The 23373-nt window shown below is 56.6% G+C and carries 24 protein-coding genes and 1 tRNA gene; 11 read left to right on the forward strand and 14 right to left on the reverse strand.

Going from position 1 to position 23373, the window contains the following annotated elements; translation table 11 throughout:
- Position 1 precedes the first annotated feature (1 nt).
- Positions 2 to 571 (reverse strand): tetratricopeptide repeat protein, encoded by a 570-nt coding sequence (locus ACR3EG_RS12735; RefSeq protein ID WP_480496218.1) that lies wholly within the window; start codon positions 569 to 571, stop codon positions 2 to 4.
- 70 nt (positions 572 to 641) lie between these two features.
- Between ACR3EG_RS12735 and ACR3EG_RS12740 the strand changes: the two genes are divergently transcribed.
- The 3 genes from ACR3EG_RS12740 (at position 642) to ACR3EG_RS12750 (ending at position 3785) form a co-directional block, all read left to right on the forward strand.
- Positions 642 to 932 (forward strand): SCP2 sterol-binding domain-containing protein, encoded by a 291-nt coding sequence (locus ACR3EG_RS12740; protein ID WP_170352839.1) that lies wholly within the window; start codon positions 642 to 644, stop codon positions 930 to 932.
- Positions 932 to 1897 (forward strand): alpha/beta fold hydrolase, encoded by a 966-nt coding sequence (locus ACR3EG_RS12745; protein ID WP_480496221.1) that lies wholly within the window; start codon positions 932 to 934, stop codon positions 1895 to 1897. Before ACR3EG_RS12740 ends, ACR3EG_RS12745 begins: the two co-directional genes overlap by 1 nt.
- A gap of 67 nt (positions 1898 to 1964) precedes the next feature.
- On the forward strand, positions 1965 to 3785 hold the full coding sequence (locus ACR3EG_RS12750; RefSeq protein ID WP_480496223.1) for a M3 family oligoendopeptidase: 1821 nt from the start codon (positions 1965 to 1967) through the stop codon (positions 3783 to 3785).
- On the opposite strand, the gene ACR3EG_RS12755 is transcribed toward ACR3EG_RS12750, so the two are convergent.
- The 3 genes from ACR3EG_RS12755 to ACR3EG_RS12765 are packed head-to-tail and all read right to left on the reverse strand — an operon-like array spanning position 3786 to position 5967.
- Positions 3786 to 4661 (reverse strand): DMT family transporter, encoded by an 876-nt coding sequence (locus ACR3EG_RS12755; protein WP_480496224.1) that lies wholly within the window; start codon positions 4659 to 4661, stop codon positions 3786 to 3788. It lies immediately after the preceding gene.
- Between the two features lie 3 nt (positions 4662 to 4664).
- On the reverse strand, positions 4665 to 4934 hold the full coding sequence (locus ACR3EG_RS12760) for a DksA/TraR family C4-type zinc finger protein (protein WP_170352835.1): 270 nt from the start codon (positions 4932 to 4934) through the stop codon (positions 4665 to 4667).
- A 58-nt stretch (positions 4935 to 4992) separates the two neighbouring features.
- A complete protein-coding gene (locus ACR3EG_RS12765) occupies positions 4993 to 5967 on the reverse strand; it encodes a Gfo/Idh/MocA family protein (protein WP_480496226.1) in 975 nt (324 codons plus the stop codon).
- A gap of 140 nt (positions 5968 to 6107) precedes the next feature.
- On the opposite strand from ACR3EG_RS12765, the gene ACR3EG_RS12770 reads away from it, so the two are divergent.
- Positions 6108 to 7289, forward strand: coding sequence for a dipeptidase (locus tag ACR3EG_RS12770; RefSeq protein WP_480496228.1), 1182 nt, complete (start codon positions 6108 to 6110; stop codon positions 7287 to 7289).
- Between the two features lie 44 nt (positions 7290 to 7333).
- On the opposite strand, the gene rpoH is transcribed toward ACR3EG_RS12770, so the two are convergent.
- Together rpoH and ACR3EG_RS12780 are read right to left on the reverse strand one after the other, a co-directional pair.
- On the reverse strand, positions 7334 to 8230 hold the full coding sequence (gene rpoH, locus ACR3EG_RS12775) for an RNA polymerase sigma factor RpoH (RefSeq protein ID WP_480496230.1): 897 nt from the start codon (positions 8228 to 8230) through the stop codon (positions 7334 to 7336).
- A 146-nt stretch (positions 8231 to 8376) separates the two neighbouring features.
- On the reverse strand, positions 8377 to 9411 hold the full coding sequence (locus ACR3EG_RS12780) for an RluA family pseudouridine synthase (RefSeq protein ID WP_480496232.1): 1035 nt from the start codon (positions 9409 to 9411) through the stop codon (positions 8377 to 8379).
- Here ACR3EG_RS12780 and ACR3EG_RS12785 point away from each other — a divergent pair.
- Positions 9410 to 9712, forward strand: a complete 303-nt coding sequence (locus tag ACR3EG_RS12785; protein WP_480496234.1) for a DUF6476 family protein — start codon at positions 9410 to 9412, stop codon at positions 9710 to 9712. The two genes, ACR3EG_RS12780 and ACR3EG_RS12785, sit on opposite strands and share 2 nt — an antisense overlap.
- A gap of 7 nt (positions 9713 to 9719) precedes the next feature.
- Here the strand turns inward: ACR3EG_RS12785 and ACR3EG_RS12790 are convergent, their stop codons facing one another.
- The 6 genes from ACR3EG_RS12790 to ACR3EG_RS12815 all read right to left on the reverse strand — a co-directional run bounded on the left by ACR3EG_RS12790 (position 9720) and on the right by ACR3EG_RS12815 (position 16008).
- Positions 9720 to 10703 carry a hypothetical protein gene (locus ACR3EG_RS12790; protein ID WP_480496236.1) on the reverse strand — a complete coding sequence of 328 codons (984 nt, stop codon included), beginning with the start codon at positions 10701 to 10703 and terminating at the stop codon, positions 9720 to 9722.
- A 31-nt stretch (positions 10704 to 10734) separates the two neighbouring features.
- Positions 10735 to 11733: a glycosyltransferase family 2 protein gene (locus ACR3EG_RS12795; protein WP_480496238.1), complete on the reverse strand. Its 999-nt coding sequence runs from the start codon at positions 11731 to 11733 to the stop codon at positions 10735 to 10737.
- A gap of 104 nt (positions 11734 to 11837) precedes the next feature.
- Positions 11838 to 13844, reverse strand: coding sequence for a hypothetical protein (locus ACR3EG_RS12800; RefSeq protein WP_480496240.1), 2007 nt, complete (start codon positions 13842 to 13844; stop codon positions 11838 to 11840).
- Entirely contained in the window at positions 13841 to 14782 is a 942-nt protein-coding gene (locus tag ACR3EG_RS12805) for a hypothetical protein (RefSeq protein WP_209196571.1), read from the reverse strand. The genes ACR3EG_RS12800 and ACR3EG_RS12805 overlap by 4 nt, the downstream gene beginning before the upstream one ends.
- 5 nt (positions 14783 to 14787) lie before the next feature.
- A complete protein-coding gene (locus ACR3EG_RS12810; RefSeq protein ID WP_480496242.1) occupies positions 14788 to 15771 on the reverse strand; it encodes a glycosyltransferase family 2 protein in 984 nt (327 codons plus the stop codon).
- Between the two features lie 150 nt (positions 15772 to 15921).
- Positions 15922 to 16008: transfer RNA gene (locus ACR3EG_RS12815), tRNA-Leu, on the reverse strand.
- A 146-nt stretch (positions 16009 to 16154) separates the two neighbouring features.
- Between ACR3EG_RS12815 and ACR3EG_RS12820 the strand changes: the two genes are divergently transcribed.
- Together ACR3EG_RS12820 and lipB are read left to right on the forward strand one after the other, a co-directional pair.
- A complete protein-coding gene (locus ACR3EG_RS12820; RefSeq protein WP_480496244.1) occupies positions 16155 to 16814 on the forward strand; it encodes a DsbA family oxidoreductase in 660 nt (219 codons plus the stop codon).
- Between the two features lie 39 nt (positions 16815 to 16853).
- The gene (gene lipB, locus ACR3EG_RS12825; RefSeq protein WP_170750673.1) at positions 16854 to 17516 is read left to right on the forward strand and encodes a lipoyl(octanoyl) transferase LipB; all 663 of its coding nucleotides are present in this window, start codon (positions 16854 to 16856) and stop codon (positions 17514 to 17516) included.
- Between the two features lie 338 nt (positions 17517 to 17854).
- On the opposite strand, the gene ACR3EG_RS12830 is transcribed toward lipB, so the two are convergent.
- Complete coding sequence (locus ACR3EG_RS12830) at positions 17855 to 18277, reverse strand: HIT family protein (protein ID WP_209196575.1); 423 nt, start codon at positions 18275 to 18277, stop codon at positions 17855 to 17857.
- Positions 18278 to 18565: 288 nt separating this feature from the next.
- Here ACR3EG_RS12830 and ctaD point away from each other — a divergent pair, with 288 nt between their 5' ends.
- The 3 genes from ctaD (at position 18566) to ACR3EG_RS12845 (ending at position 21501) form a co-directional block, all read left to right on the forward strand.
- Positions 18566 to 20224 carry a cytochrome c oxidase subunit I gene (ctaD, locus tag ACR3EG_RS12835; RefSeq protein WP_170352822.1) on the forward strand — a complete coding sequence of 553 codons (1659 nt, stop codon included), beginning with the start codon at positions 18566 to 18568 and terminating at the stop codon, positions 20222 to 20224.
- Between the two features lie 141 nt (positions 20225 to 20365).
- Positions 20366 to 20965 carry a DsbA family protein gene (locus ACR3EG_RS12840; RefSeq protein WP_480496247.1) on the forward strand — a complete coding sequence of 200 codons (600 nt, stop codon included), beginning with the start codon at positions 20366 to 20368 and terminating at the stop codon, positions 20963 to 20965.
- Between the two features lie 44 nt (positions 20966 to 21009).
- Positions 21010 to 21501 carry a DUF2244 domain-containing protein gene (locus tag ACR3EG_RS12845; protein ID WP_480496249.1) on the forward strand — a complete coding sequence of 164 codons (492 nt, stop codon included), beginning with the start codon at positions 21010 to 21012 and terminating at the stop codon, positions 21499 to 21501.
- Between the two features lie 24 nt (positions 21502 to 21525).
- Here ACR3EG_RS12845 and ACR3EG_RS12850 read toward each other — a convergent pair whose 3' ends face one another.
- Positions 21526 to 22011 (reverse strand): GatB/YqeY domain-containing protein, encoded by a 486-nt coding sequence (locus tag ACR3EG_RS12850; protein ID WP_170352819.1) that lies wholly within the window; start codon positions 22009 to 22011, stop codon positions 21526 to 21528.
- A gap of 183 nt (positions 22012 to 22194) precedes the next feature.
- Here ACR3EG_RS12850 and carA point away from each other — a divergent pair, with 183 nt between their 5' ends.
- Positions 22195 to 23361 carry a glutamine-hydrolyzing carbamoyl-phosphate synthase small subunit gene (gene carA / locus ACR3EG_RS12855; protein ID WP_480496251.1) on the forward strand — a complete coding sequence of 389 codons (1167 nt, stop codon included), beginning with the start codon at positions 22195 to 22197 and terminating at the stop codon, positions 23359 to 23361.
- Positions 23362 to 23373: the final 12 nt, after the last annotated feature.

Here is a 23373-nt window from a genome sequence, read left to right on the forward strand (position 1 = left end):
CTTAGAGGGACGAGCCCTCGACCTGAGGCTTCAGTCGATTCACCGCATTGGTTACTTCTTCATGATGGGGATGTATAGCCAATGCACGCTCGTAGACAGCCAGCGCTTTGTCCGGTTGGCCAACAATCTCAAAGATCAGGCCAAGACCGTAGATCGCTTCGTAATGGTTCGGATTAAGTGTCAGCGCATATTCCAGATCAGCGGCGGCCAAGCCAAACCGTTCAACCCCGAAAAATGCCGACGCGCGTACGTGCCACCCTTCTGCAAAGTCAGGCGCATGATCGGTCAGCGCCGTCAGATGTTCGATAGCCGCCTTTGTATCACCGTCATCCAGCGCCTCACGTCCCCGTTCCAGCAAAAGATCAGCCGAGGCTGAACCCGATAGCGACCACAGAGACTTGAGTTGACGATCAATGCCAATCGCTTGATCGGGTGTTGATTGCGCCAGTTGCTGCAATAGCTCGGCTTCATCCCGTGAATCTGCCTGCTGTGCAAGACAAGGGATGGAAAACGTGACTAGCAGCGCGGTTGCCGCGACGATACCTTTGAGATTGGTGCTTGCAATGCTCATAACAACGGTCAGTGTAGCGTAGCGCAGGAGGATGTCCATTCCCTGTGCTCAAATCAAAGTGAGGAGAACCATGAGCGACACTCTGGAAAAAGCCGCAGCGGCGCTGAACGAAAAACTGGCCGACAGCGGCTTTGGCGCATCCGCCAAGTTCGCCATTGAAGGTGTGGGGTCGATTGTTCTGGACGGCAGCGGCGCGCGTGTCAGCGACGAAGATGCTGACGTCACCATGAACGCGGATGTCGACACGTTCGAACAAATCCTTAGCGGTGAGCTGAACCCGACCGGTGCTTTCATGTCCGGCAAGCTGACCGTCGATGGTGACATGGGTGTCGCCATGCAACTGGCATCGGCGCTGGCCTGATGGAAATGTCGTCGGCCCCTTTGTTCGAAGATGTGGCCGGCGCACCCGTCGGTGGACAGGCCCATTGGCTTACGACCTCTGACGGGGTTCGCATCCGAGTGGCTCACTGGCTGCCAAAGGATGACGCGGTCGGGACTGTGTTCATGTTTCCCGGCCGTACCGAATATATTGAGAAATACGGCAATGCCGCGACCGAGTTCGTCGGGCGTGGATTTGCATTTCTGGCGATCGACTGGCGTGGTCAGGGGCTGGCCGATCGCCCTTTGGACGACCCGCGTGTCGGACATGTCGATACGATACCGGATTATCAGATGGATGCTCAGGCCGCTTTTGCGCTGGCCACAGAGCTGGACCTACCCAAACCGTGGCACGTCATCGGTCATTCGATGGGCGGTGCCATTGGCCTGCGGGCTGTATTTGAAACTGACAATTTTGCCACCTGCGCCTTCACCGGACCGATGTGGGGGATTTTCTTCACGCCGCTGATGAAACCGCTGAGCCGTTTGACCGCCTATTGGGGCCCTCGGTTCGGGCTGGGTGAGAAAACGCCGCCCACGACATCTTTGGAAAGCTACGTCCTGTCGCAACCGTTTGAAGGCAACGTGCTAACGCGTGATCCAGCGATGTATCAGATGATGCAGGATCAGCTGAACGCCCACCCCGAGTTGGTGCTAGGCGCACCCTCAACAATCTGGCTGCGCGAAGCGCTGAACGAATGCGCCTGGTTGATGGAGCAGACCGCCCCCACCATTCCGTGCCTGACTTTCCTTGGAACCCATGAACAGATCGTGGACCGCAAGGCGATCCGCGCCCGCATGGCCAACTGGCCCAGCGGCACGCTGGTGGAAATCCCTGATGGGGAACACGAGGTTTTGATGGAAGGGCCAGAGGTCCGCGGCCCCGTTTTCGACCAGTTGGCGGCGCATTTCATGGCCGCCGAACGCGAACCGGCCCTGTCTGACTAACACCCCGCTTGTGATCCCTGCCCGGCACGCCTAGATGTTGGCGAAAGCTGTTATTTCGAGGTGATCCATGCGCGACCTTCCCTTCCCCGTCCGTGACGCAAACGCAGTCGGCGGCTCCGACAATCTTGGCAACCTGCCGGAATGGGACCTGACGGACCTGTACAGCTCGGAAGAGGCACCGGAATTGTCGCGCGATCTGGACTGGCTGGAGGGCGAATGTGCGTCCTTTGCCGCAGACTACGAGGGCAAGCTGGCCGATCTGGATGCCGATGGACTGCTGCAATGCGTCCTGCGTAACGAACAGATCAACGCCATTGCCGGGCGGATCATGTCCTTCGCCGGTCTGCGGTACTACCAGCTGACCACCGATGCGGACCGCGCCAAGTTCCTGTCGGATATGCAGGAAAAGATTACCATCTTCACCACGCCGCTGGTCTTCTTCACGCTCGAGATCAATCGTATCGACGATGACGCGCTGAAAGCCCGGTTCGACGCCAACGCGGATCTGGGCCGGTACGAACCCGTCTTCCGCCGCATCCGCGCGATGAAGCCCTATCAACTATCTGATGAGTTGGAGAAATTCCTGCACGATCTGGGCGTTGTCGGCGATGCATGGGAACGTCTGTTTGACGAAACCATCGCCGGTCTGACTTTTGACATCGAAGGCGAAGAGCTGAACATCGAAGGCACCCTGAACCTGCTGACCGAGCAGGACCGGAGCAAACGCGAAACTGCAGCCCGCGAATTGGCGCGGGTGTTTCAGGACAACGTCAAAACCTTTGCCCGTGTTCACAACACACAGGCGAAAGAGAAAGAGATTGTTGATCGCTGGCGCAATATGCCGACCGCGCAAACCGGTCGCCACCTGTCGAACGACGTGGAACCCGAAGTGGTTGAGGCTCTGCGCGAAGCCGTGGTCGCCGCCTATCCCAAGCTGAGCCACCGCTACTATGAGCTCAAACGCAAATGGCTGGGGCTGGACGTTATGCAGGTCTGGGACCGCAACGCGCCCTTGCCGATGGAAGACACGCGCATCGTCGGCTGGGACGAGGCCGAAAAGACCGTGATGGATGCCTATAACGCGTTTGACCCGCGCATGGGCGAAATCGCGGCCCCCTTCTTCAACAAGGGCTGGATTGATGCGGCCGTGAAGCCGGGCAAAGCGCCGGGTGCGTTTGCCCACCCGACCGTGACCGACGTGCATCCCTACGTGATGCTCAACTATCTGGGCAAACCGCGCGACGTGATGACCCTGGCGCACGAGCTGGGTCATGGTGTCCACCAAGTACTGGCCGCCGGTCAGGGCGAGATGCTGTCTTCTACCCCGCTGACACTGGCCGAAACGGCCTCGGTCTTTGGTGAGATGCTGACGTTCCGCAAAATGCTGGATCAGGCCGAAACCCCCGAACAGCGCAAAGTGCTGCTGGCGGGCAAGGTCGAGGATATGATCAACACGGTCGTCCGCCAGATTGCGTTCTATGACTTCGAATGCAAGCTTCACGCCGCCCGCCGCGAAGGTGAGCTGACGCCCGACGACATCAACGCCCTGTGGATGAGCGTTCAGGCTGAAAGCCTTGGCCCGGCATTCGAGTTCATGGACGGGTACGAGACCTTCTGGGCCTATATCCCACACTTCGTCCACTCACCCTTCTACGTCTACGCCTATGCGTTTGGCGACGGCTTGGTGAACGCGCTCTATTCCGTCTACGCAAGCGGGTCCGATGGGTTCGAGGACAAGTATTTCGACATGCTGCGCGCCGGTGGTTCGATGCACCACAAGGAACTGCTGGCCCCATTCGGGCTGGACGCCAGCGATCCCAAGTTCTGGGATAAGGGCCTGTCGATGATCTCGGGCTTTATCGACGAACTGGAAGCGATGGAAGGCTGATCATTTCTGGTTTTTGGTGGTCAGAAACACGGCCAGCACGATCAGCACACCCCCAAGGGCTGCAATCGGCGTGATTGCGGCCCCCAGAAAAAGCGCCGAATTGACAAAGGTGAACACGACCGAGGCCGCAAACATCAAGGTCGCGGTCAAGGTCGAAACCCGCGCAGCAGCCTCGTACCACAGGTAATAGGCGCAGGCGGTCGGCAGCACGCCCAGCAGGATCAGGAACACGACGTCATTCACCATTGGAACCTGCATCGAAAATGCGGCAAGCGGCAGCAGAAGAACCCCGGAACACAAGAAGATGCCGAACAGGAAGTTCAGCCGCTCTCCGGTCGATTTCGAATTGCGCATAGCCCGACTGCTTGAGATCAGGAAGACCGCCCAGCTTAGCCCGGCCCCGATTTCAAGAAGGTCTCCGAATAAGGGCTCTCCACCTCCCTGAAAGTCCCGGAAGACGGTCAGGAAAACGCCCAGAATGGCCAAAACTGTGGCCAGAACATCGGTTCGCGTGACCGGTGTATCCGCAAAGAAATAAAGAAAAACCAACACGAAAAAGGGCGCTGTGTTCTCCAAAACCATCGCATTGGCCGCGCCGGTATGTTCAAGCCCGATGTGGAACAGGATATAGTTCACAACGGTCGACAATACGGCCAGACGGAAATTCCAGTCACTCAACCGGATCGAGACGGAAACCCGCATCAGACGCAACATGCAATAGATCGCCAACGCCGCAATGAACAGGCGCGAAACGGCAATCTGCAACCCGCCCAGATCGCTGGTCAGATAGCGCACGATGACACTGTGCGTGCCCCACAAGAACGCAGCCAGGAACCCAAGAACCAATCCATTCTGCAACAGGGGCTGTTTTGGCATGGGCTATTTCAACTGACTGTCCTTGGACCCGCGCCGATTGATCCCGGACCGCGCTTTAAACGCACCGTCCCTATCCTGCTGGCAATCCAGACAGAGTTTCACCCCCGGCAAGGCAAGTCTGCGTTTCTCGGGGATCGGCTCTTCGCATTCTGCGCAATGGGTCAGGCTTTCGCCCTGAGGGCGCTTTTGCGCCTGCATCCGGGCCAGTTCGTCGGATATCGACGCCTCGATCTGTTCACTCACCGCGCCGTCACGCGCCCAGCCGCCAGCCATTGGTCGCCTCCTGTTTGGGTGGCGACCAGATTAAGTCACGGGGCCCATGTGTGGCAAGTCAGAGCGGCACTGCACCTTCGAACACGCGGTCAATCACCTCTTGCGTTCCTCGTGAAAACTCAAGCGCGCAAGGATAATCCGCCCCTTCACGCACTGAACGACAGAATGCTTCGACCTGCAGTTTATAGTGATCGTCGCCGGGGAACCGTGTGACCTGAACCTCAAGCCCCGGACGATGCAGTTCGACGCGTGCTTCGCCAAAGACTCGCGCGTTGAACGGTGTCGTCAGTCGGATAACGCCGCCCTCGCCGTGAAAGACCATCTCTTGATGGGGATGCATACGGATCGAAACGTAACTGGAATATGTAAAATCAGGGAACTGAGCACGAATTTCGGTGAAGGCATCAATACCGTTCTCCCACCGGATTGCAGATTGTACCGAAACCGGTTCCTGTCCGGTAGCGAACCGTGCGCTGCCAATCACATAGACACCAATGTCGCGCAGCCCTCCGCCACCGGTTTCCGCACGATTGCGGATGTTTTGGGTTTCCTCACGATTGTCAAAACTGAACGACCCCGTCACATGCACGAGCTTACCAATAGCGCCATCCGCGATCAGCTTGCGCGCGAACTGCCACTGTGGATGATGCACGATCATATAAGCCTCGGCCGCCAGCAACCCGGTTTCATCCCGTTTTGCGATCAAGGCGTCAAACTCATGTGCCTGCATTGTCATCGGTTTTTCGCACAACACATGTTTACCAGCGTCCAGCGCCTTCAAAGACCAATCTACATGCATGTGGTTCGGCAATGGAATATAAACCGCCGCGATCTGCGGATCAGCCAGCATCGCATCATAACTGTCGTAAACGGTCAGATCCGGGCAAAACGCTTGAAAAGGTTCGGCCTTTTCCGGGCTGGACGTCGCCAATCCGGCAAACCGCGCCCCGTCCGCTGCATGAATGGCCGGTGCCATGAACCGACGCGCGAAATTCGCGGCGCCCAGTACACCCCATTGAACAGGTTTTTGCATTGATCCCTCCCACATTCTCGCAACATCGTTATCGCTAACGGCAAAATCTCTGCTGTTCTAGCAACGTCTGGACGCGAAGTCAGGCTTTTATCTGCTTCAATCGAACGTAAGCTGACATCGCATACTGAAAGGAAACGGGAATGCGCAGATTTCTTAAATGCGTCGGCGGGCTGACAGCAATAGCAATGGTCGCTGGCTTGTTGATTTTCTTTGTTTTTTTGCCGTCCTATATCGAAGGCAAACGCAACAATGTTATCGACCACGCGCCGTACCCGGTGACAGATGCAGCCGCCGCGTTACACGAAACTTTGATCGTAGGCGACCTGCACGCTGACCCCCTGCTATGGAGTCGCGACCTGACCGAACGCGGGACGCGCGGACAGGTGGACATCCCCCGACTGATCGAAGGAAACGTTGCCCTGCAGGTCTTCACCGCGGTCACGAAATCCCCTGCTGGTCAGAACTATGAGGCCAACTCGGCCGATGCGTTCGACAATATCACCCTCCTGGCGATCGGGCAGCTTTGGCCGCTTCGAACCTGGGACAGCCTCATGCAGCGCGCAGTCTATCAAGCTGAAAAGCTGCATCAGTTCGAGACGGCCTCGGACGGAAAACTGAAAGTTGTCAAATCCCGTAGTGATCTGGAAGACGTGCTGGCCGCTCGTGCGAGCGGCCAAGCCGTTGTTGGGGGTATCCTCGGCATCGAAGGGGCCCACGCGCTTGAGGGGGATCTGACCAATCTGGATGCCCTGTTTGACGCCGGTCATCGGGTGTTTGGCCTTCAGCACTTCTTTGACAATGAATTGGGCGCATCCTTGCACGGACAGGCGAACACCGGACTGACGGAATTCGGTCGCGACGTTGTTGCCCAATTAGCCGAAATGCCCGTCGTCATCGACCTCGCGCATTCCAGCCCTTTGGTTGCACGGGATGTAATTGCGATGACGGACGTTCCATTGATCGTCAGCCATGGCGGGCTACACGGCTTCTGCGCCGTCAAACGGAACTTTCCCGATGATCTGATGCAAGAGATCGCGGCCACCGGAGGCGTAATCGGCATGGGATACTGGGCGGACGTAACCTGCGGGGATATCACCCCTGCAGGCGTGGCCAAGATGATCAACGCGGCAGTCGATACTGTTGGGGAAGATCACGTCTCGCTTGGGTCGGATTACGACGGGTCGGTCGAGACCGCGTTTGACACATCTGAACTAGCGGCGCTGACCTCGGGCCTGTTGAGCGAAGGTCTGACCGAGGCGCAAATCCGCAAGGTGATGGGCGAGAACATGGTTCGCGTATTTCGCCAGCAGTTGGCCCAATAAAAAAGCCCGCCCAGGCAGGCGGGCTTTTATTCATACCGGCCTGATTACATCTGGCCCAGCATTCCCTTTTCACGCGCGAGATCGCGCATTTTCTTTTGCAGCTTTTCGAATGCTCGTACCTCAATCTGACGAATGCGTTCGCGGCTGACGTTATACTGCGTGCTCAGTTCTTCCAACGTCACAGGCTGATCCATCAGGCGGCGCTGGGTCAGAATGTCCTTCTCGCGGTCATTAAGCACCTCCAGCGCGGCCGCCAGCAGTTCACGCCGAGCGTCCAGCTCGTCGCGCGCCTCATAGTCGCCTGCCTGATCGGCGTCTTCATCCTCAAGCCAGTCCTGCCATTGCATGGTGCCTTCGCCCTCGGACCCAACGGTCGCGTTCAGCGAGGCATCGCCACCGGACATCCGGCGGTTCATGCTGATGACTTCCGCTTCGGTAACGCCAAGATCATTGGCGATCTGAGCGACATTCTCGGGGCGCAAGTCACCTTCTTCCAGCGCGCCGATACGTGCCTTGGCCTTGCGCAGGTTGAAAAACAGCTTTTTCTGCGCCGAGGTCGTGCCCAGTTTCACCAGCGACCACGACCGCAGGATATATTCCTGAATCGAGGCGCGAATCCACCACATCGCATAGGTCGCCAGACGGAACCCTTTTTCCGGGTCGAACCGTTTGACGGCCTGCATCAGCCCGACATTGGCCTCGGAAATCACCTCGGCCTGCGGCAGACCATAGCCGCGATAGCCCATGGCGATCTTGGCCGCCAGACGCAGGTGCGACGTGACCATTTTATGAGCCGATTCAGTATCTTGCTCTTCAACCCAGCGCTTGGCGAGCATGTACTCTTCTTCTGGCTCAAGCAGGGGAAACTTGCGAATTTCCTGCATATAGCGGTTCAGTCCGCCTTCCGGCGTCGGCGCGGGGAGATTTGCGTAATTTGCCATAATTCATGTCCCTCCGACAAATGTTTAAGTTGTTAACATAGGATATGGGAGGTCATCCCCATCCGTTCAAGAGGTACCGTTAACAGTTTGGGATTAACGATTGATAAAGGAAAGAAAAGAACGTGTTACTCACAGGTGTTTGCGCATTATGACAACGGCTTGCGCAGCTGTTCAATCAGAATTTCCATATCGGCGGGCAGATCCGCTTCAAACCGCAGGTTTTCGCCCGAAACCGGGTGTTCGAAACCCAAAACAGCGGCGTGCAGCGCTTGTCGCGGGAACGCACGAACAAGCTCTGCGGTTTCCGCGCTGTACGCCTTAGCGGCCAGTTTACGCTTACCGCCATAGACCGGATCGCCAACCAGACCGTGGCCCGCATGGGCCATGTGCACGCGAATCTGGTGCGTACGACCCGTTTCCAACCAGCACTCAATCAACGCCAAACCAGCCGGAGTGCCAAAAGTTTCAACCAACCGAGCCCGTGTCACCGCATGGCGGCCTCCGTGGAACAGAACGGCCTGTTTCTGACGGTCGGTTTTGTGTCGCGCCAGTTGCGTAGTCAGACGCATGACATTGCCGGGCTCAAAACTCACGCCCTTTACGCCACGCAAACGCGGGTCGTTTGCGTCGGGTACACCGTAACACACCGCACGATAATAACGCTCGACGCTGTGGGCTTCGAATTGGGCCGCCAACCCATGATGTGCAGCATCCGATTTAGCAACAACCAGCAAGCCGCTGGTTTCCTTATCTATCCGGTGTACGATCCCCGGGCGCTTTACCCCCCCGACACCGGACAAGTCATCGTCACAATGATGCAGCAGCGCGTTTACCAAAGTTCCGCTGGGCGATCCCGGGGCCGGATGCACCACCATGCCTGCGGGCTTGTTCACAACAATCAAATCGGCGTCTTCGTAAACGACGTCCAGCGGGATATCCTCGGGGCCGATATGGCTGTCTTCGGCTTCGGCTACTGTGATCACCACAACCGCCTCGGCGGACACCTTGGCCTTGGGGTCGCGCACCTCGGACCCGTTGATCAGGACAGCGCCCTCTTCGATCAATTTGCCCAAACGGGTGCGAGACAGGTTTTCCTCGGGTGGAACATCACGCGAAAGCGCCTTATCAAGACGAGGCGGCGGATCGTCCGCGATGTGAAATTCAATCTGGCGAGTGCCCATGACTGTCCCTTCCGAACCTCAAGAACCGCTGGAAACGCCGCAGATTCGACTGCTGCGGCGGATGGTCATGCTGCTGACCGCGGTGATGATTGGCGGCGTTCTAGTGACATTCGCACTGATTGTCATCCGGCTAACGGACAGAACCCCCACCCTTCCTGACGAGATCGCCTTGCCCGATGGCGCCAAGGCCCAAGCTTTGACAATCGGCAGCAACTGGTACGCCGTCGTGACAAATGACAACCGCATTCTGATTTTTGACAAGACGACCGGACGCCAGCGTCAGGAAATTGAGCTGGATTAGGTCGCGATCAGCTCTCCAGCGCCATTCGAAAGACGATCTCGGACGCTTTGCTGAACGCCTGATATTCCTGCGGAGTGTCCCGGCGGAACTCAAGTTCGCTCGCGTTGAGCTGTTTCGGTGCGAACACCTGCGGCGCATCGGGAAAGAACTCCTGCTGAAACGCAACATCCTGCTTTGACATAAGGGTATCCAACCATTCCCGTTCGTCCGGCTCCAAAACATCGTGGCGCCGCACCATGACGGGGTCTTCGGATATCAATCGTCTGATCTGGCGACTTTTCTTGCGCCCCAGCGCCCGCGTGACGACCCCAAAGGCTTCGCTGGCGGCGCGCGATTGCGACGGGTTGGATGGTGACCCTGTAGCATATCCTTCTGGCAATGGCGTTCCGATCCGCGACAGAAAATCGTCCACGACATGGCCATTGGTCATCTGCTCGCGCTCATACACCGAGGGAACAATCGTCACGCCTGGAAACGCCTTTCGGATTTGCTCAACCCGCGACGTGAAGCTAAAGGCTGCAGGGTCCGCTTCAATTTGGGACAATTGGGAACGGATGTAATCAGTACCGACAACGGGTAAGCGTCCGTTCTTGGCGCGTTGTTTGTAATCGGCTTCGAAAAAATCCGAGTACCGGCGGCAGTAAAATGCAATTCGCAGGTCGCGCGCCGGAATTTCAGCAAAGACCTGCGCCAGCTTCTCGAAATCGCAGGAATAGAACATCTCGGATGACACGACACAGGTTTGCCCTGAATGCGCATCAAATTCCGAGGTCATCCCTGCCCGGAAAGGATCCATTGGCTGATCGCTTTGGTTCATGTGGAACGCGATGATGTTATGGCTGATCGCAAGTCGAGGATTACCGTCCAGCCTGCGTCGGCCGGTTTCCATGTAACGCAAGCCGATCTGATCAAGGACGGGCTGGTTGCCGCGCAAGAACCCCTGCAGCGCTGTTGTTCCGGTTTTGGGCATACCCAAATGCAGCCACAGCATCATATGTCTCCGGCGTCAGGATACAACTGCATCATGAGGCCGTATTCTCGGCCGAGACAGACGTCATTTGCTGCATCAACTCTTGCATTTCAGGCTGCTCGCGTAGCTGCGCGATCTGCTGCCTGTGGAGATCACAAGACATGTGGTGCAATCGCGCGATTTCCGGGTCAGCCAGCATCTCGTAATACAGCGCGCGCTTACGCTCCAGAACAGCGTCAATGGATGTGCAGGTCGTCGCGTTCTGGTTCATCATGTTCCAATATTCCAGACCCAGACTCTCGCCCAAGTGGTGCGCCCGCCCGCGCATCTTTTTGACCAGATAACTTTCACAGGATTTAAGGGCATAATGGTTAAGTTGAACATATTCATACCCAACAGACGCGCGTGTCGACCGCCAGCTTTTGTCATAGTAATGCTCGGGCATTTTCTGGCCAGAACCGTTGTACCAGTGACACTCTTCCATCGTTTCGACGGTCGCGCGTTTCGGCCGGTGGACGCCCAGCGCGTCCCATAGCCCGCGCTGGAACATCGTCTTGAAGCCCCATGCCTGTGGCGGGCGGATAATCCTTTCGGGCGCGGCTTTGCGGAACTGATCGGACAGGAACCGATCTTCATATCGGACAATTCCCGCATTTCCGAACAACCGCCATGTCATCGAAATCGTTTTGGCATCCGGAATAGCCTGTGTCAGCGCACGCAGAGTGTTGTCGCCCGTCTTGACGTTGATATGTTCATCCGCGTCGATCACGATCACCCAGTCCTGCGGGCGTGCAATCTCCATCTTAAGAAACGCGTTATAAGCGCGCTTTTGCGGGCTTGTCCGGCGACGAGAGTTGTTGTCGACATGGGTCACCACACCCATCTCATCAAGCCTCTGTAACAAAGCATCTGTACCGTCGGTGCAATCATTGGTCATCACGACGATCTGATCAACGCCAATCGCCCGATTATGCGCCACCCATTCCAGCACGAAGGGCCCCTCGTTTTTCATGGGGGTGATGCTGATAAACCGTGATTCTTCGTCGCTCATTCCTGGGTGTCCCAATCGCCCTGTCGATACCTTGTTCTGGCTGAACATATCATTTTTGATCTTACAAACTTCCTACGTTCAATTCCGAGTGTAACCAAGCAAAATCAAGAGGCTCCTCCTCCTGCGCGCTGCAGTTGGTTGGAAAAGCGTTGATATGCCGGACACAAGTCTTTCGCAGCCCGCAAATAAAGCCGGGCCGCTTTCCTGTCGCCCCTTTGCAGAAGAATGCGCCCGGCTTCGCCCTGAATAGCTGCCGTGTTCTTGTCCATGTCTGCGGCTTGAATAATCTGTTTGTGCCCTTGTTCTGTTGCGCCAATCCGTTCAAGGCAGCGCCCCATCGCAAAGACAAGAAACAGGTTACCTGGATCACAAGCTAATGCATCTGCCATTGCGAGACGTGCGTTGGTCGCGTCTCCTTCGGCTTCAAAGAGCCCGGCCAGTCGTTTGTGATACAAAGGGTTCTCGGGCGCTTCGGCAACAACGCGACGCATCAAGTCGACCGCTTTGGTTGCGGTGATTTCCCCTGTATGCACGCTCAGCACGGTTCGAAAGCTCTGCACTCGGACGTCTGTGTTCGGAAAATCCGTCATGCGGGCAAGACCATCCACAAGGCGCTGCAACCGCGGTGTGCTGCTGAACAATCTGCGGGCTTTCTGGTCCAGCGACAAATCCCACCAGTCCATAAGCAGAAAATCGAAGTTACATGGCAACCGTACGAGGACTTTTCGTTGTGCAACGTGAGCGTTGAAGTTGAACCATGGCCTGCGAATAACCTTCTGCAACTCCCAATCGGTCGGAGGGAACAGCCGAAGTGAAATGTGATCCCGGTACACCACCCTCGACCCAAACACCAAAACGTCGGGCCGGATCGGCTTTGCCCAAAATCCCTGGCTGAACGCTTGCGCCGCCTGCCAACGCTTGCGTTTTTCACCCAACGCAGCAGCCTTAAGAGCGCACAGAACGGCATGGTCTTCGGGCCACACATTTGGATCCTGCAAGACAGCGTCCACAAGTCCTAAAGCGGCATCCCATTGTCCTTGGTAGAACAGGTTCAGGGCCTGCAAAAGCGGTAGGAATGCGTTATCGGCGCCTGCGTGTAATAGCTTATCGCCCAAGCTGGACGCCTCTTTAGTACGATCTTCGGCATTCAGGCGATTAAAGTGGAATAACACTTTGGAATAGATATGCGCCGCCTCGGACGGGTTCAAAAACTTGTCCAATGGACCTTTCAATCGGGTAATCGCAGCCTCATAGGCTTCGGACATCTCGCCCTCGGTCAGGACGTCGCGAAACACTTTGCGCTGTCGCCCTGAAATGCGCGCGGCCGCCATTGAGAAGGCGCTGATTACGGGTGCGACCACCTGATCTGCGCGCGACATCGTGTAAAGCTCTAGAAAGTCGCGCTGTGCCCGTGTCATGCCCGAGACGTCCGCGATATCCGACATTTGCAACAGGTTCGGAAACCGCCTTTGAAACCGCGTGATCAGTTCTGGCTGGTCCGAGAACATGATCGCCGCACGACCAGCCGCTTTTTCAAGATGCGCCTCGTAGAACTCCTCGGGTTCGATCTTGGCAGGCCAGGTCGTGTGCTTCCACGGTAGGCCATTCAGGATATCACCACGCCGGATATGATAGGCTGAAACCCCCTGCCCCGATAACCGCTCATCTGCCCGATCCATGACCTTTCGGAGTTCATCCGTGAAGCCAATCCGGTGAATGAAGTCACGATAGCGCGGGCGGATCGCTTCGATATCCTCCCACGGGAAGGCGAGCACCTCAAACCCTTCTTCCACAAGCACCGAGCGGCCTGCGTCGAGATGCGCGATCAACTTGTCCGGGGTTGCATCGCTTTGAAATGCCCAGATCGGTTTGGCGTCTTTGCTCAGCGCGTCAAAGTCGTCGGCGTTTGCAAAATGAACATCCAGCCATTCTTGCGTGAACAGCTCGTGCGGGTAGTCCAACTCTGGCGCGTCCGCCCCCTGCGGGAACCAGTTGACACGGTAGTCGGTACCATAATCCTCGGCCAGGCGGATACAGGTCAGCATCATCAGTAAGCGCGCACCCATACGGTCGCGGCGCTGACCGATGAAGACACCACGCGCAGCGCTCATGATGCGTCGTCTGCCGCAGCCATTGCAGCCCGGCGAAGCCTGCGAAACCGCTGACGCGCTTGCCGAACCAACATGTCATGACGGTCGCCTGCCATACCCTCGATGCCCCGCATAAACATCGGTAGCCTGCGACGCGCGCGCATCATCTTGTAAAAAGCCGCGGGCTCTAACGATCCATCCATCGCCCCCAGCATAACAGGTTTCAGGATGTCCAGCTTGCGCAACATCGGCGCGGCAAAATGGTTTGAAAACCACGTTTTTAGTAGAAAAACATTGTCGCCCTGCAGCCGTTCGACCTGCCGTCGGTCAAGGTCGAAGAACGGATCATAGAAAACGTAGGCCCGACCTGCACTTGCCACCGTTTGCGCAGCATCCCCCAGTGGCAAATCCCAATCTTGCACCTGACCAAACCGGTATCGGGTTTCCCAAGGTACAAGACGTTCATCCAACGAGGTCTGAGGATTGAAGGCAATAACCGTCGCGCCGGGCACCAGAGCGGAGAAGGTCAGCGCCCCGAACCCGCCCATTGACGCCCCGGCAAAGACAACCTTGTCGAACCTGTCAAAGAAGCCTTCGGCCGCCTTACCCTGAAAATATCCGATGATTTCAGGATCGCGGTACCACGCCTTAGAGCGCGCAAAGACCCCCATATGCGACCACCCTTCATCCCGGAAGAACTTCCAACCCCAGGGTTCGCGCGCAAAAGACAGGTCGTTGGCGTTAGCGATATTGTCAAAGCTGATCACCAGTTGTGACGCCGAGCGTTGGTGAAACAGGATCGAATGACGGTCGAGTTTCTGCAAGAACCCCGTTCCGTCTCCACCCGGGTAAAGCTCGACAAACCACGGTGGCGGCGGATCTGTAAGGATCCGCTCATACCCCGTCTTACGCTCGGGATGTTCGGGTTGAAGCTGTTCTTTTGAAAGGTCGTCCGCCATGGCTATCAGATCAGGTTCTCAGCCAGCCAGCCGCGAAACTCGACCCAGTCGGGGCGCAGCTTGATTTCCGCGATCTTGGCCCGATGCCAGTCGCAGGCCTGTTGGTGCAGCCTGTTCAATTCAGGATCCGCTTTCAGTTGTCCAAGAACCGGAGCAGACTTGCGAGCGGCAGGCAGGATTGATTGGTCGACCTCTTTATTGGCATTCATGTCCGTCCAATAGGATTGCCCTTGGTCCACGCGGATATGGTTAGTTCTTCCCCGATCACGCTTGATCAGGAACCCGTCCAAAGACCGAACCGAATAATGGTGCAAGCGCCCAAGCGAATGGTCAAACCCCCGCCAGGCTCGCCACCCCACCTTATCCGCCGGAAACAGCTTGCCACCAGCATCCGACCACGCAATGTCGGCCGCCGCTTCGTCTTCGAACCCTTTTGGGCGGTGCGGCCCAAAACGCGTGAATTTTCCATTGTTTCGAAACAGGGTTTTCAGGCCATACGCCCGACCCGAATGGTACGGATAAGGCTGATCCGCCATCGAGAACGCCTCGGTCACCGGTTTATCTTCGAAGCTGATATTCCCTGAACTGCCGAATAGCTTCCAGGCAAACGAAATAGCATCGACGGGCTGACCAGCCCTGTCCTCAACCTCGGCGATCAAAGCCCCGAATCCATTATCACCGCATCTGATGTTCCAGAACTCGTCCACGTCGAGGCACAACAGCCAATCAGCCTCTTTGACCTTGGGTTGGCGCCGCGCACGCCGCAACATCTGATGCTGAGGGTTCCCGCCTTCTTTCACTTCGTTGGGAACGTGTGTGGCAATGCCCAGATCCTGAAGCCTGCGCGCGATGTCGTCCGTGCCATCTTCACAGGCGTTGGTGAAGATCACAAAGTGTTCCACCCCAAGGGATTTATGGAAGGCCACCCACTCTAACATATAGGGGCCTTCGTTTTTCATTGTCGTGAAGACGGTAATGGCCTGAGACATCTGCACCTTTCCCGAATGGTCTAGCCTCCGACTCATACACATCCCTAGCCTCACGGGCGAGACAGGAAATAGAGGTTTGCACAGTCCGGTCCGAACTGGTGCATCTCTACACAAGGTTTCTTTAAGAAAAGACTGACATCTGAGGGGGGATGGTGCGGTCGAGAAGACTCGAACTTCCACGGGTGTTACCCCACAGCGACCTCAACGCTGCGCGTCTACCAATTCCGCCACGACCGCACTGTATGTGACTTGGTAAAGGGGCGTATAGACGGTGCGGAACGGGATGTGAAGACTCAAAAACACGCCGGATTGAATTCCTTTTTTCTGCTCATATCTGTACCGGTGAATTCTTTGCATATCGCCCTGAACAGGAGCCCTCCGACATGACCACACCAGACCCACGCCCCGTCATTCAGGTGGATATCGTATCAGATGTGGTCTGCCCCTGGTGCATCGTGGGATTTCGGCAATTGGACATCGCGTTGCAACAGGAAAACGTTCTGGCACGCCTCCGGTGGCACCCGTTCGAGTTAAACCCGAATATGCCCCCCGAGGGCCAAAACCTGCGCGAGCACATAACCGAGAAATACGGCTCGACGGCGGAACAAAGCCAACAGGCCCGCGAGCGCTTGGTTCAAATCGGGGGCGAACTTGGCTTTACCTTTAACTTCAACGACGACAGCCGGATCGTTAACACATTCGCAGCTCACCAACTCTTGGATTGGGCTGAGTCACAGGGCAAACAACACCCGCTGAAACTAACGCTGTTCAAAACTTATTTCACGGATGGCCTGGATGTATCAGACACCGAGGTACTGCTGAATGCGGTGCAAGCTGTAGGGTTGGATCGTGACGCAGCACAGGCAGCGCTTGCATCGGGTGCGCATGTGGGGCCGGTACGCGAAAAGCAGCAGTTTTGGACCAGCCGTGGAATCTCGGGCGTGCCATCCATGGTCTTTGGGGGTAAATACTTGCTAACAGGCGCTCAGGGCTCCGAGACCTATTCCCAAGTACTACAGCGGTGCCTGACCGAGGCCGCCTGACCTCTTTTCAACGCTTCGTCTGCGGGGTATGAGGCCCTCATGGAATGGAAGATCACAGACGGTTTGACCGACTATGACGAGGCTTTGTCCTTTATGGAAAAGCGCGTTGCGGCTATCGCAGCCGGCGACGCGGATGAGTGTATCTGGCTTCTGGAACACCCGCCGCTTTACACGGCTGGCACCTCGGCCAAAGCAAGTGATCTGACCGATCCCGACCGGTTCCCTGTCTACGAGGCAAAGCGGGGCGGCGAATATACCTATCATGGCCCTGGCCAACGGGTTGCTTATGTGATGCTTGACCTGAACAAGCGCGGCAAGGACGTGCGGCGCTTTGTAAAGCAGCTTGAGGAATGGGTTATCGCGTCCTTGGCCGAGTTTAATGTCACCGGTGAAATCCGCGACGGGCGTGTTGGTGTCTGGGTGCGTCGGGATGACAAACCGCTGACCCCGACTGGTCAACCTGCCGAAGATAAGGTTGCCGCCATTGGGTTGCGCCTGCGCAAATGGGTTAGCTTTCACGGTATTTCGATCAATGTCGAACCCGACCTCGAACACTTCTCAGGCATCGTTCCCTGCGGCATCAGTGAGCACGGCGTCACCTCGCTGGTCGATCTAGGGCTGCCCGTTACAACAGCTGACGTGGACATTGCGCTGCAAAAAACCTTTGCTCGCGTGTTCGAGCCGATCGCGCCAATCCCATAGAGACGCGAATCGCGCAATACTTGGGAAGATCGCGAACAATCCGTATCGTGACAGAGTCTCTGTTTCCAAAAGAAGTTTGATCTTTAGGGCGTAGCCCGGTGCAAAAGCTAAAATTTACCCAAAAACCACTCAACTGAATACACGAGACCGTTTCAAGAGTAAGGTGTATTCACCGTTCTAGAGTGAGTGGTGTGTTAACCGGTCAGCACCGGAAGCCCCCAGTGCATCGGAAAAGTTCTTGGTAACGAGTCTGCCGTTCCGACCCCAAATCGGAACGGCAATTCTATTCCAGCGACGGTTTTGTTCTACGGTCAGACGCTTGCAGTTCCTCGGTCGATTTATTGACCCAATGCGGCTTTGATCTTTTCGGCATGCTGCGCGATCAGATCGAAATCCCCCATTTTTCCCGGCGCACGCAACGGCACGGCTTCGTGACGTGGCAGAACGTGGAAATGTAGGTGAAAGACTTCCTGCCCTCCGGCGGCTTCGTTGAATTGCTGTACGGTGACGCCATCAGCCTCAAATGCGTTCACCACAGCGTTCGATAGCTTTTGAACTGTTGCGATGACTGCCGCAAGCTGCTGAGGCGTCGCGTCCAGAAGATTGCGGCACGGAGTTTTTGGGATCACCAGCAAATGCCCGTCAGACCGAGGCATGATATCCATGAACGCCAAACTCTCGTCATCCTCGTACACACGTGTCGAAGGGATTTCCCCACGCAAGATCTTGGCGAAGATGTTGTCGGTATCGTAAGCGGTCATGTTTGTTCTCCAAGCGCGATATCGACACCAGTTCTGCTGTGCGCCCCAGCGCGGGTCAAGCGACGAATTGAAACCCAAGGCCGAGCCCTTGAAAATCCTGACGTGATACCCAGCTAACAGCTGATTTTGGTCGAAAATAAGCGAGTGGCCCCGCGACCCGCGACAATTATTCTTGATCCAGATCAAACTCGACCATTGAAGGCGCCCCATTCGCAATCTAAAACCAGCAGGAATCCCGCGCGTCGGAGACTTTCGGCTGCGCGGTAGAATTGTAACAGGAGGCACCTAATGGCAGACGCAGCCATTCATGGTCATGATCATGAAGACGAGCGCAGCTTTTTCCAGCGCTGGTTCATGTCGACCAACCACAAGGATATCGGGATTCTTTACCTGATCTTCTCGGCTTTGGCCGGTTTGATTTCGGTTTTGATGACTGTCTATATGCGGCTCGAGCTGATGCACCCCGGTGTGCAGTATATGTGCCTCGAAGGGTTCATGGCTGATCCGTGTACCCCGAATGGTCACCTGTGGAACGTGATGATCACCTACCATGGTGTTCTGATGATGTTCTTCGTAGTCATCCCGGCCCTGTTCGGCGGATTTGGCAACTATTTCATGCCGTTGCAGATCGGCGCGCCTGATATGGCGTTCCCGCGGATGAACAACCTGTCCTTCTGGCTGTACGTCGCTGGTACGTCGCTGGGTGTGGCTTCGCTGCTCAGCCCCGGTGGTAACGATCAGCTCGGTTCGGGTGTTGGCTGGGTTCTGTATCCGCCGCTGTCCACGACCGAGGGCGGCATGTCCATGGACCTTGCGATCTTTGCCGTACACGTATCGGGCGCCTCCTCGATTCTCGGCGCGATCAACATGATCACCACCTTCCTGAACATGCGTGCCCCGGGCATGACCCTGTTCAAGGTGCCGCTGTTCAGCTGGTCGATCTTCGTCACCTCGTGGCTGATTCTGTTGTCCCTGCCGGTTCTGGCAGGCGCAATCACCATGCTGCTGATGGACCGCAACTTTGGCTTCACCTTCTTTGATCCGGCCGGTGGCGGCGATCCGATCCTGTATCAGCACATTCTGTGGTTCTTCGGCCACCCGGAAGTGTATATCGTGATCCTGCCCGGTTTCGGCATCATCAGCCACGTGATAGCGACCTTCGCGCGCAAACCGATCTTCGGCTATCTGCCGATGGTCTGGGCGATTATCGCGATCGGTGTTCTGGGCTTTGTCGTGTGGGCGCACCACATGTACACCGTCGGCATGTCGCTGCGTCAGCAGGCCTACTTCATGTTGGCCACGATGGTCATCGCGGTTCCGACAGGCGTTAAGGTCTTCTCGTGGATTGCGACCATGTGGGGCGGTTCCATCGAGTTCAAGACACCGATGCTGTTCGCGTTTGGCTTCCTGTTCCTGTTCACCGTCGGCGGTGTGACCGGTGTGGTTCTGTCGCAGGCCGGTATTGACCGCGCCTATCACGACACCTACTACGTGGTTGCTCATTTCCACTACGTGATGTCGCTGGGGGCTGTGTTCGCGATCTTTGCAGGCGTGTACTTCTACTTCAGCAAGATGACCGGTCGTCAGTATTCCGAGTTCTGGGGCAAGATCCACTTCTGGATGTTCTTCATCGGCGCTAACCTGACGTTCTTCCCGCAGCACTTCCTGGGTCGTCAGGGCATGCCGCGTCGCTATATCGACTATCCCGAGGCATTCGCCCAGTGGAACTTTGTATCGTCGATTGGTGCGTTCATCTCGTTCGCCTCGTTCCTGCTGTTCTTCGGCATCGTGTTCTACGCCCTGTTCCGTGGCGCTAAGGAAACGCGGAACAACCCGTGGAACGAATATGCGGATACGCTGGAATGGACCCTGCCCACCCCGCCGCCCGAACACACGTTCGAGCAGCTGCCCAAGCAGGAAGACTGGGACAAGGGCCACGCCCACTGATCCCATAAGATCTAAAGAAAGCCCCGCCAAATTGGCGGGGCTTTTCATTTTGCATTCCCTTGTTTTCAGAATATTCGCCAGAACCTGCAGGACAGGCTATTCTAGGGGCAACTCCTTATCCAACAGGTCCGGAGGAATCCAATGTCCAAGATTGATTTCTGGTTTTCGATTGGCAGTACATATAGCTTTCTAACCATCATGCGGATGGATGACTGGTGCGTTGAAAACAACACGACAGTCAATTGGCGTCCATTCAATGTACGCGCCATTATGTCCGAACAGAAGAACATCCCCTTCGCCGGGAAACCTGCAAAATCCGCCTATATGTGGCGCGATATCGAGCGTCGTGCAGCCAAGTACCGTTTGCATGCCAACCTGCCCGCGCCCTATCCCGTCTCCGATCTGGCGCTGGCCAATCAGGTTGCGTTGCTGGGAATGCGTGATGGTTGGGGTAAGTCCTTTGCACAGAACATCTACCGTATCTGGTTCGAGGGCGGCATCGAAGCTGGCAGCGAAGCCGCAATGACCGAGGCCCTGCACAGATGCCAGCAGGATCCTCGCATCGTTCTGGCCCGTGCGCGCAGTCCGGACATCGTGTCCGCGCTAGAAGTTGAAACGGATCAGGCCCTTCGGCTCGGCATTTTCGGTGCCCCAAGCCTCGTTGTCCGCGGTGAGGTTTTCTGGGGTGATGATCGCCTGGACGACGCTTTGTCATGGGCCCGCGTCGGGCACGTGACCTGAGCATTTTCCGTCGACACCAAAAGCTGCCGCGCTATTTTCGATCTATGCCTTACCAGTGGAATCAAACCTCAAATACCGAACAAGAGCTGCGACTTTGGCCACATAACTCTCTGCCGCCTCGCTGGGCGATCCGAGTTGTGTTTTCGCTTTTTATATTCGGACTGCTTCCGCTAATGGCTGTGCTTGGCTCAGCGGTGCTGTGGGGCTTGTTACCGTTCCTATTGGTGACGGTTTTGGGGCTTTGGCTGGCTATTCAGGCGAACTACACATCTCGCAGTGTGTTCGAAGTGTTCACTCTGACGGGAACTCAGGCGCGTCTTGTTCACCACAACCCCCGCACCGGCCAGCAGGAATGGGTTTGCAACCGGTATTGGGCCCGGCCAGAGATGCACAAACACGGCGGCCCGGTTCCGAACTACGTAACCCTGACAGGCGACGGTAGAGAAGTGGAAATCGGCTCGTTTCTCTCAGAGGAAGAGCGCATAGCGCTGTACGGTGATCTGACGCAAAAACTGCGCGAACCTGTCGCGCAGTAAGTGTTGCTGTCTACCAGAAGAAGATCAGCAGCCGTTGCTTGATGCCGCACAAAGATGGTCTTTGACCATCGGTCCGACCTTTCCGAAATCCATCTGTCCGGTGTAACGCGTCTTGAGCTCGCCCATCACCTTGCCCATGTCCCGGATCGAGCCAGCACCTGTGGTCGTGATCGCCGTCTGAATCGCCTGAGAGACCTCATCATCATCCAACTGCTTGGGCAGGAATTCTTCGATGACCTCAACCTCACGCAGTTCACGTTCAGCCAGGTCCAGCCGCCCACCCTCTTCATAGGCACGGGCGCTTTCCTTGCGCTGCTTGGTCATTTTCCCAAGGATTTCAAGAACCTCGGCATCACCGCAGCCCTTGACCTCTTCGTTGTCCGAGGCGCGCGATGCGATATCGCGGTCCTTGATTGCAGCATTGATCAACCGCAGCGTCGACAGACGCTCGGCCTCCTTGTCTTTCATTGCTTGCTTCAGGGCAGAGTTCACCCGTGATCGCATATCCATATGATCTGTCCATCCCCATGGAAAAGGAACCCCGACCATATCGAAACAAAAAGCGTGATACAACAGGGGGTGAATATCGCTAAGTTATTGATTTTTATATATAGCCCAAAATTTGAACAGGCTTGACCCAAGCGCTTAACCCTCTTAGGTATGCGCCGGTTTACCTTGCAGGAGAGTCGCGCCATGGCCCAGAACGTCCCGTCCAAGCCCACCGCATGTCTGGCTTTGGCCGACGGCACACTGTTCTACGGGACGGGTTTCGGTGCCACAGGTCAAACCGTGGCTGAACTGTGCTTTAACACTGCCATGACCGGGTATCAGGAGATCATGACCGACCCATCTTACGCAGGTCAGGTCGTTACCTTCACCTTCCCGCATATCGGCAATGTCGGCGTTAACCCCGAGGATGACGAAACCGGCGATCCTGTCGCCGCTGGCATGGTGGTAAAATGGGATCCGACCGAACCATCGAACTGGCGTTCGGCGGAAGAGTTGAAGACATGGTTGGCCCGCCGTGGACGCATCGCAATCGGTGGCGTGGATACCCGCCGCCTGACCCGCGCAATCCGGCAGCAAGGCGCCCCTCATGTTGCGTTGGCGCATGATCCCGACGGCAATTTCGATATTGAAGCACTAGTCTCTGCTGCCCGTGGCTTTGCCGGGCTGGAAGGAATGGACCTGGCCAAAGATGTCACCTGCGCCCAAAGCTATCGTTGGGACGAAATGCGTTGGGCTTGGCCCGATGGCTACACACGGCAAGAAGCGCCTGCCCATAAGGTCGTGGCGCTGGATTTTGGTGCCAAGCGCAACATCCTGCGGTGTCTGGCCTCGGTCGGTTGTGACGTGACCGTTTTACCCGCTACAGCCACTGCTGCCGAAGTACTGGCCCACAATCCTGACGGTGTGTTCCTGTCCAATGGCCCAGGCGACCCGGCAGCGACGGGCGAATATGCTGTACCAATGATCAAAGAGGTTCTGGACACCACAGATCTGCCTGTTTTCGGCATTTGCCTAGGTCACCAGATGCTGGCCCTCGCACTGGGCGGTGAAACGGTCAAAATGAACCACGGCCACCACGGCGCAAACCACCCGGTCAAGGATTTGGAAACCGGCAAGGTCGAGATTACCTCGATGAACCACGGCTTTGCTGTCGACGCGCAGACACTGCCAGAGGGCGTGGTTGAAACGCATCGTTCGCTGTTCGACGGTTCCAACTGCGGTATCCGCATGACCAACCGGCCCGTTTATTCGGTACAATACCACCCCGAAGCCTCGCCCGGACCGCAAGACAGCTTTTACCTGTTCGAGCGCTTCGCCACGGCAATGGCGGACAAAAAAGCACAGGCATAAGCCTGCATTGAA

The sequence above is a fragment of the Ruegeria sp. AM7 genome, assembly GCF_056535965.1.